At 67.5% G+C, this 8736-nt stretch carries 9 protein-coding genes and 1 pseudogene; 8 read left to right on the top strand and 2 right to left on the bottom strand.

The features are described 5' to 3' along the window. The 3 genes and pseudogenes from B4L26_RS12515 to B4L26_RS12505 all read left to right on the top strand — a co-directional run. Positions 1-364, top strand: a pseudogene (locus B4L26_RS12515) (hypothetical protein); the annotation flags it as partial. Between the two features lie 3 nt (positions 365-367). Continuing rightward, positions 368-1594: an exodeoxyribonuclease VII large subunit gene (gene xseA / locus B4L26_RS12510; protein WP_290719190.1), complete on the top strand. Its 1227-nt coding sequence runs from the start codon at positions 368-370 to the stop codon at positions 1592-1594. After that, complete coding sequence (locus tag B4L26_RS12505) at positions 1591-1821, top strand: exodeoxyribonuclease VII small subunit (protein WP_290719189.1); 231 nt, start codon at positions 1591-1593, stop codon at positions 1819-1821. Before xseA ends, B4L26_RS12505 begins: the two co-directional genes overlap by 4 nt. On the opposite strand, the gene B4L26_RS12500 is transcribed toward B4L26_RS12505, so the two are convergent. After that, positions 1822-2427: a DUF4245 domain-containing protein gene (locus tag B4L26_RS12500; RefSeq protein ID WP_290719188.1), complete on the bottom strand. Its 606-nt coding sequence runs from the start codon at positions 2425-2427 to the stop codon at positions 1822-1824. Between the two features lie 135 nt (positions 2428-2562). Here B4L26_RS12500 and glpX point away from each other — a divergent pair, with 135 nt between their 5' ends. From glpX to B4L26_RS12485, 3 genes are all read left to right on the top strand, one after another. After that, complete coding sequence (gene glpX / locus B4L26_RS12495; protein ID WP_290719187.1) at positions 2563-3555, top strand: class II fructose-bisphosphatase; 993 nt, start codon at positions 2563-2565, stop codon at positions 3553-3555. A gap of 66 nt (positions 3556-3621) precedes the next feature. Beyond that, entirely contained in the window at positions 3622-5322 is a 1701-nt protein-coding gene (locus B4L26_RS12490) for a fumarate hydratase (RefSeq protein WP_290719186.1), read from the top strand. Between the two features lie 102 nt (positions 5323-5424). Then, a complete protein-coding gene (locus B4L26_RS12485; protein ID WP_290719185.1) occupies positions 5425-5994 on the top strand; it encodes a Uma2 family endonuclease in 570 nt (189 codons plus the stop codon). Here B4L26_RS12485 and B4L26_RS12480 read toward each other — a convergent pair. Then, positions 5991-6188 carry a PIN domain-containing protein gene (locus B4L26_RS12480; protein ID WP_290719184.1) on the bottom strand — a complete coding sequence of 66 codons (198 nt, stop codon included), beginning with the start codon at positions 6186-6188 and terminating at the stop codon, positions 5991-5993. The two genes, B4L26_RS12485 and B4L26_RS12480, sit on opposite strands and share 4 nt — an antisense overlap. A gap of 221 nt (positions 6189-6409) precedes the next feature. On the opposite strand from B4L26_RS12480, the gene B4L26_RS12475 reads away from it, so the two are divergent. Continuing rightward, positions 6410-7810: a class II fumarate hydratase gene (locus B4L26_RS12475; protein WP_290719183.1), complete on the top strand. Its 1401-nt coding sequence runs from the start codon at positions 6410-6412 to the stop codon at positions 7808-7810. A 52-nt stretch (positions 7811-7862) separates the two neighbouring features. Further along, complete coding sequence (locus tag B4L26_RS12470; protein ID WP_290719182.1) at positions 7863-8735, top strand: patatin-like phospholipase family protein; 873 nt, start codon at positions 7863-7865, stop codon at positions 8733-8735. Position 8736: the final 1 nt, after the last annotated feature.

Raw genomic sequence — 8736 nt, 5'->3', positions numbered from 1 at the left:
GAAGGCACCCGCCAAGAAGGTCCCGGCGAAGAAGGCACCCGCCAAGAAGGTCGCTGCGCAGCCCGCGGGCGACGCGCCGGACACCGCTGCGGCCGGCCGCTTCGCGCTGTACAGCTCGGTGCCGGCGGGGACGGAGGCCGCTGAGCCGGCCAAGCCCGCCGCCAAGAAGTCGTCGGCCCCCGCCCCCGAGGTCGCCGAGTTCTTGGACTACGACAACCTCACGTTGGCCCAGCTGCGCGCGAAGATCCGCACTGTCGATGTCGACGACCTGCGCGTCCTCGCCGACTACGAGCGCTCGGCCCGCAACCGCACCCCGTTCGTGACGATGCTGGAGAACCGCATCGCCGCGAAGTCCGACCGCTAGCGCGTGTCTGCCAACTCCGCCGACGAGCCGTGGCCGGTCCGCACGGTCAACGTCAAGATCGCGGAGTGGGTCCACCGGCTCGGCCAGATCTGGGTGGAGGGGCAGATCACCCAGTTGTCACGACGGCCCGGCACACGCACCGCGTTCATCACCCTGCGCGACCCGGCCGCGGACATGTCGCTCACCGTCACCTGCCCGCCCGAGGTCATCGACCGGTCCCCCGTGCCGCTGGTCGACGGCACCCGCGTCGTCATGTGCGGGCGACCGTCGTTCTACACCGGCCGCGGCACAGTCTCACTGCGCGTCACCGAGATCCGCGCCATCGGCATCGGCGAACTCCTGGCCCGCATCGAGCGGCTGCGCCAACTCTTGGCCGCCGAGGGGCTTTTCGACTCCCGCCTCAAGCGGCCGCTGCCGTTCCTCCCCCGTGGCATCGGCCTGATCAGCGGCCGCGCGTCAGCCGCCAGCCGTGACGTCGTCGCCGTCGCTCAATCGCGGTGGCCGGGCGTTCGGATCACGGTGCGCGACGCCCCCGTGCAAGGACCGTCGGCGGTGCCACGCATCCTGGGCGAATTGAAGATCCTCAACGACGACCCCGAGATCGACGTCATCGTCATTGCCCGCGGCGGCGGATCAGTCGAGGACCTCCTGCCCTTCTCCGACGAGCAGCTCCTGCGTGCGGTGGCAGCCTGCACCACCCCGGTGGTCAGTGCGATCGGCCATGAACCCGACAACCCGCTGCTCGACCTCGTCGCCGACCTGCGCGCGGCCACCCCGACCGACGCCGCCAAGCGCATCGTCCCCGACGTCGACGCCGAGTTGGCTGGCATCGCGACCATGCGCCGTCGCAGCGCCGGAGCGCTGCGCAATTGGGTGCTGCGCCAACAGCACATCGTCGACGGCCTGCGCGCACGCCCGGTCCTCGCCGACCCGATGCGCCTCGTCGACGCGCACGTCGGGGCGGTCGAGCGCCACCGCGCCGACATCCGCCGCGACATCACCCGCCTGCTCGAGCGCGAAGACCACCGTCACGAGCACCTCGCCGCGCGGTTGGCCACCCTGGGCCCGGCGCAGACGCTGGCCCGCGGCTATGCGATTGTGCAGAATCTGGACGACGACGGCCGCGTGGCCCGCGCGAGGACGGACCTGCCTGAGGGGGCGCGTGTGCGGATCCGCGTCGCCGACGGCGCCGTCGCCGCGCAGGTCACTCAACAGGAGGGAACGCCGTGAGCAGCATCGACCCGTCAGCATGGACGCCGGTCGCCGAACTCGGCTACGAACAGGCCCGCGACGAACTGGTGGAGGTCGTCGGCGTCCTCGAGCAAGGCGGTCTGGACCTGGACACGTCCCTGAAGCTGTGGGAGCGCGGCGAAGCACTGGCCACCCGTTGCGAGGAGCATCTCGCCGGCGCGCGCGAGCGCATCGAAGCCGTCCTGCACCCCGACGACGAGGAATAGTCAGCGGCGCCCCGACGGCAACGGTGCCGCCGAGACGACGGCCTGCGCCAATGTCGTGAACTCGGCCTCACCGGCCTTGCCCGACAGCGCGATCCGCACATCGCCGAGATCGGCAACCCACACCTTGCGCATCCCGTCGCTCGGGGCAAGCCGGTCCCCGGCGACGTAGGTGACCCACTTGGTGGTGCCGACTTCGCGACTGCCGGTTCCAGCCAACGGGCCATCCTTGTCGGCATTGGGGTTCAGCGTAGGCAGCAATTCCGACTCGGTGGCGTCGGACTGGCTGAGCCCTAGGTAGTACCCGCCGGGCGTGATCCACCCGACGGTGCTCACCTGCTTCCCACCGATTTGCCCGGATGTCCCGGAGTTGGGCTTCCATCCGGCGGGCAGCGCCGGCTGGCGGATCGGGAACGGCATCGTCGAAGCATCGGCCCGTAGTGCCGACGACACCTCGAACGGCGGGATCTTGTCGTCGGCGGCACCGCCGGTGAGTCCGATGGAGCAGTTGCGCGAGGTGATCACGACGAAGACGACGAGGATCAGCAACACCAACAGGGACATCAGCATGTCCTTGCCGTTGTTGAGAATGCGCGGTTTGTCGGCCATACCGGCCAGTATCCCAGGCGACCCGCACACGGCCGGTGGGCGCCATGAAAAGATGGACACGAACCGACGGTGGGCCGACGATCCCGACGACCCCAGACATCTCGACAACGCTGTCGAGCCACGAGAGGCGCATCCATGACCAGCACCAACGAAGCCCCCGACCGCAACCTGGCGATGGAGTTGGTCCGCGTGACCGAGGCCGCCGCTATGGCTGCCGGGCGATGGGCCGGGCGCGGCGACAAGAACGCCGGTGACGGCGCGGCGGTCGACGCGATGCGCGAGCTGCTCTCAACGGTGTCGATGCGCGGCGTCGTCGTCATCGGCGAGGGCGAGAAGGACGAAGCGCCGATGCTCTACAACGGTGAGGAGGTCGGCGACGGCGACGGACCCGACTGCGACGTGGCCGTCGACCCGATCGACGGCACCACGCTGATGGCCGAGGGCCGCCCCAACTCGATCGCGGTCATCGCCGTCTCAGAGCGCGGCACGATGTACGACCCGTCGGCCGTCTTCTACATGGACAAGATCTGCGTCGGCCCGGAGGGCAAGGGCCACATCGACATCAACCAGTCCGTCGAGTGGAACATCAACTCCGTCGCCACTGCCAAGGGCATCCAGGTCGCCGATCTCACCGTCGTCGTCCTCGACCGTCCCCGCCATGCCGACCTCATCGGCCAGATCCGTGCCGCGGGCGCGAAAGTACGGCTGATCTCCGACGGCGACGTCGCCGGGGCGATCTCCGCCGCCGATGACGCCAGTTCTGTCGACCTCCTCATGGGCATCGGCGGCACCCCCGAGGGCATCATCACCGCCGTCGCGATGAAGTGCATGGGCGGGGAGATCCAGGGCAAGCTGTGGCCGCGCGACGACGAGGAGCGCGCCAAAGCCATCGCCGCCGGGCACGACCTCGACCGCGTCCTTACCACCGACATCCTGGTGCGCGGGGAGAACACGTTCTTCGCGGCGACCGGCGTCACCAACGGCGACATGCTGCGCGGCGTGTCCTACCGGGCGAACGGTGCTACGACCCGCTCGCTGGTGATGCGCTCGAAGTCCGGCACGATCCGCCGGATCGAGAGCTTCCACCGCACCTCGAAGCTGCGCGAGTACGCCCGCCTCGACCTCTGAACGGCGTCGAGGGTTAGGCCAGCCTGAACGCCACGGGCGCGCTCGCGCGGCGATATCATCGACCACGTGAGCACTCCAGCCCAGGCTCCGGATTTTCTGTATTCCGACCTGCTCCCAACCGGCCCCGATGAGACGCCCTTCCGGCTCATCACCACCGAGGGCGTCTCGACTTTCGAAGTCGACGGACGCACCTTCCTCAAGGTCGACCCGGAGGTGATCCGACTCCTCACCGCCGAGGCGATCCACGACATCAGCCACTATCTGCGCCCGGCGCACCTGCGCCAGCTCCGCAAGATCATCGATGACCCGGAGGCGTCGGGCAACGACCGCTTCGTCGCGCTCGACCTGCTGAAGAACGTGAACATCTCCGCCGGCGGCATCCTCCCGATGTGTCAGGACACCGGCACGGCCATCGTCATGGGCAAGAAGGCCGAGGGCGTGCTGACCGGCGCCGACGATGGTGAGGCCATCTCGCGTGGCGTCTACGACGCGTACACCAAGCTCAACCTGCGGTATTCGCAGCTCGCGCCGCTGACCGTCTACGACGAGAAGAACACCGGCACCAACCTGCCCGCCCAGGTCGAGATCTACGCGACCGAGCAGGGCCCGAAGGGCCCGGAGTACAAGTTCCTCTTCATGGCCAAGGGCGGCGGCAGCGCCAACAAATCCTTCCTGTTCCAGGAGACCAAGGCGATCCTCAACCCCAACCGGCTGCTGGAGTTCCTCGACGAGAAGATCCGCTCGCTGGGTACCGCGGCATGCCCGCCGTACCACCTGGCCGTCGTGATCGGCGGGACGTCGGCGGAGTTCGCGCTCAAGACCGCCAAGTACGCGTCGGCGCACTACCTCGACGAGCTGCCCACGGAGGGCTCGATGGCCGGCAACGGCTTCCGTGATCGCGAGCTGGAGGACGAGGTCTTCAAGCTGACCCAGTCCTTCGGCATCGGCGCACAGTTCGGCGGCAAGTACTTCTGCCACGACGTCCGGGTGATCCGCCTGCCGCGCCACGGCGCGTCATGCCCGGTGGCGATCGCCGTGTCGTGTTCGGCCGACCGCCAGGCCCTGGGCAAGATCACTGCCGACGGGGTGTTCCTCGAGCAGCTGGAGACCGACCCGGCGCAGTACATGCCCGACGCCGGGGTGGCCGAGGACATCGAGGGCGGCGAGGTCGTCGAGATCGACCTGAACCGGCCCATGCCCGAGATCCTGGCCGAGCTGCGCAAGTATCCGGTGAAGACGCGGCTCTCGCTGACCGGTCCACTCGTCGTCGCCCGTGACATCGCGCACGCGAAGATCAAGGAACGCCTCGACGCCGGCGAGCCGATGCCGCAGTACATGATCGACCACCCCGTGTATTACGCGGGACCTGCGAAGACCCCCGCCGGGATGGCATCGGGATCCTTCGGCCCGACCACCGCCGGACGCATGGACTCCTACGTCAAGCAGTTCCAGGCGTGCGGCGGTTCAATGGTCATGCTGGCCAAGGGCAACCGGTCCAAGCAGGTCACCGACGCGTGCGATTGCCACGGCGGCTTCTACCTCGGCTCGATCGGCGGCCCTGCTGCGCGCCTCGCGCAGGACTGCATCAAGAGCCAGGAGGTCATCGAGTACCCCGAGCTCGGCATGGAGGCGGTCTGGAAGATCGAGGTCGAGAACTTCCCGGCTTTCATCGTCGTCGATGACAAGGGCAACGACTTCTTCACCGATCCCGGCGGCTCGGTGACCGTCCCCCTCGGTGGCGTGCGCATCCGGTCTAAGGAACGCTGAGTTATCCACAACGCATTGGTTATTCACAGCTGCGACCGGCGGGTCTAGCGATGGCCCCTCAGCATGCCTTTCACTAGAGACATGCCAGGGGGACTGACTACGATGACTGCTATGACGACCGAGGTCTTGGGCTTGCCGCGCGGGCGGGCGCTTACGCGTGACGACCTCGACACCATGCCCGACGACGGCCACCGCTACGAGCTCATCGACGGCGTTCTGATCGTGAGCCCGGCACCGATTCTTCGTCATCAGCGGGCCGTCAGGAACCTGATCGTCGCAGTCAACGACGCGTGTCCCGATACCGCCGAAGTGCTTTCCGCACCCTTCGACGTGGTTCTCGCGCAAGACACCGTGATCCAGCCAGACATCCTCGTCGCCCGCAACGACGATCTGACCGAGCGCGACCTTCCCGCTCCCCCGCTGCTGGCGATTGAGGTCCTCTCGCCATCGACGAGGGGCATCGACCTCCTCCTCAAGAAGGAACGTCTCGCCCGGGCTGGGTGTCCACATTATTGGACCGTCGACCCGGCCGAACCGTCGATCACCGCGTGGCGATTGAGCGACGGCGAGTTCGTCCTCGGCACCGGGGCAGTCGGCGACGAGGAGTTCGCCGTGACCGACCCCTTCCCGGTCACCCTCGTCCCCAGCACGCTCATCACCGCGACGCGCTAAGGCGCCTCTGGCACTCGCCAGTCCAGACCGGGGAACCTGGCGAAGTCACGATCGAGCGTGATCCAGGTGGCGCCGTGCTCGATGGCAGTCGCCGCATGAGCAGCGTCGGCGACGAGCGAGCCTTTCGCCGCCGCCACTCGGCACAGTTCAGCGAGGATCTCCCAGTGTCGACGCCCCGGACCGACCTCGAACACCGATTCATTGCTGCATCACCATGTCAGCGCAGCTTCTCGATCGGGAGACGCTCATCCATCAGGTCTTGCAACTCCGCGTTGTTCGTGATGTCGACTCCGGCGCGAACCCCGACGCGACCCATATGTTGATATGCCTAGCACCCTACGCAACGCCTCCGACACATCGGAGTACGGTGACAACAAAGGGCAACCTAACTAATCACCGTCGGAAGGGCCGGGTCATGGCTGAACAGGAATACCGCATCGAGCACGACACCATGGGCGAGGTCAAAGTCCCCGTCGACGCGCTGTGGCGCGCCCAAACCCAGCGGGCCGTCGAGAACTTCCCGATCAGCTTCCGTCCGCTCGAACGCACCCAGATCCGGGCGATGGGCCTGCTCAAGGCGGCGTGCGCCGAGGTGAACCGCGAGCTCGGTCTGCTCGACGACGGGAAGGCCGCCGCGATCATCGCCGCGGCCGGCGAGATCGCGGCGGGCGAGCACGACGACCAGTTCCCCATCGACGTGTTCCAGACCGGGTCGGGCACCAGTTCCAACATGAACACCAACGAGGTGATCGCGTCGATCGCCGCATCCCACGGCGTGACCGTGCACCCCAACGACGACGTGAACATGTCGCAGTCGTCCAACGACACGTTCCCGACCGCCACTCACGTCGCCGCGACCGAGGCGACGGTCACGCAGTTGATCCCGGCACTCGAGCACCTACACGCCGCGCTCGCCGCGAAGTGCGTCCAGTGGTGCGACGTCGTCAAGAGTGGTCGCACCCACCTGATGGACGCGGTGCCTGTGACCCTGGGCCAGGAGTTCGGCGGATACGCCCGACAGATCGAGGCCGGCATTGAGCGGCTGCGGGCCACCCTCCCCCGGGTCGGTGAATTGCCCATCGGCGGAACCGCCGTCGGGACCGGCCTCAACGCCCCCGACGGTTTCGGCACCAAGGTGGTCGTGGAACTGGTCAAGCTCACCGGCGTCGACGACCTGCGTCTGGCGACCGACAACTTCGAGGCGCAGGCCGCACGCGACGGTCTCGTCGAATTGTCGGGCCAGCTCAAGACCGTCGCCGTCTCGCTCACCAAAATCGCCAATGACATCCGGTGGATGGGATCCGGGCCGCTGACCGGCCTCGGCGAGCTCCAGCTTCCCGACCTGCAGCCAGGCAGCTCGATCATGCCCGGCAAGGTCAACCCGGTGCTGCCCGAGGCGGTCACGCAGGTCGCCGCCCAAGTGATCGGCAACGACACCGCGGTCACTTGGGGCGGCGGCAACGGCCACTTCGAGCTCAACGTCTACATCCCGATGATGGCGCGCAACGTGCTCGAGTCGATCACCCTGCTGACCAACGTTTCGCGCCTGTTCGCCGACCGGTGCATCAGCGGCCTGGTCGCCAACACCGACCGGCTGCGCACGCTGGCCGAAAGCTCACCCTCGATTGTCACGCCCCTCAACAGCGCGATCGGCTACGAGGCTGCGGCCGCCGTCGCCAAGCACGCACTGAAGGAGGGCAAGACGATCCGTCAGACCGTGATCGACCTCGGCCATGTGGGCGACACGCTGAGCGAGGAGGAGCTCGACCGCCGTCTCGACGTGCTCAAGATGGCCAACCTCGACCGGAAGCGCTGAGCCTGAAACCACCTACCGCCACCTCCGGCCTACTGTGGAATCGGAGGTGCACGTGTCCACTGCGTTCGTCTTGTCCGGCGGGGCCAATCTCGGTGCTCTGCAGGTGGGAATGCTGCGCGCCCTCGCCGAGCGCGGGATCAGACCGGACGCGCTGGTCGCGACGTCGGCGGGGGCACTCAACGCCGCATACATCGCCGATCGAGGCCTCACGTCCGAGGTCGTGGAGTCTTTGGGCGAGGTGTGGCGCTCATTGAGTGCGTGGCAGTTGTTCCGGCCCGGTGCCCGCCAGCTACTCGGAGCGTTCACCGGCAGGCAGTCCGCCCTGTTCAGCTCACGCGGTCTGCGGTCTTTGATCGAGACCCATCTGGACTTCGACCGGATCGAGGAAGCCGCAACGCCCCTGACCGTCGTCGCCACGGATCTGCTGACCGGCGACCAGGTCGACATCGACCATGGACCGGCAGCCGAGGCCGTTCTGGCGAGCAGTGCCATCTCGGGCATCTTCCCTGCTGTTGCGTTCAACGGTCGGATCTTGGTGGACGGCGGGGTCGCCGACAACACGCCCGTTTCGCACGCCGTCGAATCGGGCTCCGACATCGTCTATGTGCTTCCGTGCGGATACCCTTGCGCGCTGGTCGAACCCCCGACGACCGTGGCCGGCACGATCCTGCACACCATGTCGTTGCTGATCCAGCAGCGCCTCGTCCGAGACATCCGCGAATACACCAGCAGCGTGGATCTGCGCGTCGTGCCCCCACCCTGCCCGCTCGACGTCGGACCCCTGGACTTCTCCAACGCCGACGAACTCATCGCGCGCGGGTATGACTCGGCGTGCCACTTCCTCGACGTCGACGAGGGTCGTCGTGCCGCGCCGGCCGATCACATCGACTTCCATGTCCACGCGACACCGGGCCTGCGTCGGTAGC

The sequence above is a fragment of the Gordonia sp. UBA7599 genome (assembly GCA_002477755.1).
GTDB lineage: Bacteria > Actinomycetota > Actinomycetes > Mycobacteriales > Mycobacteriaceae > Gordonia.
This window is presented reverse-complemented; position numbering and strand designations above follow the sequence as displayed.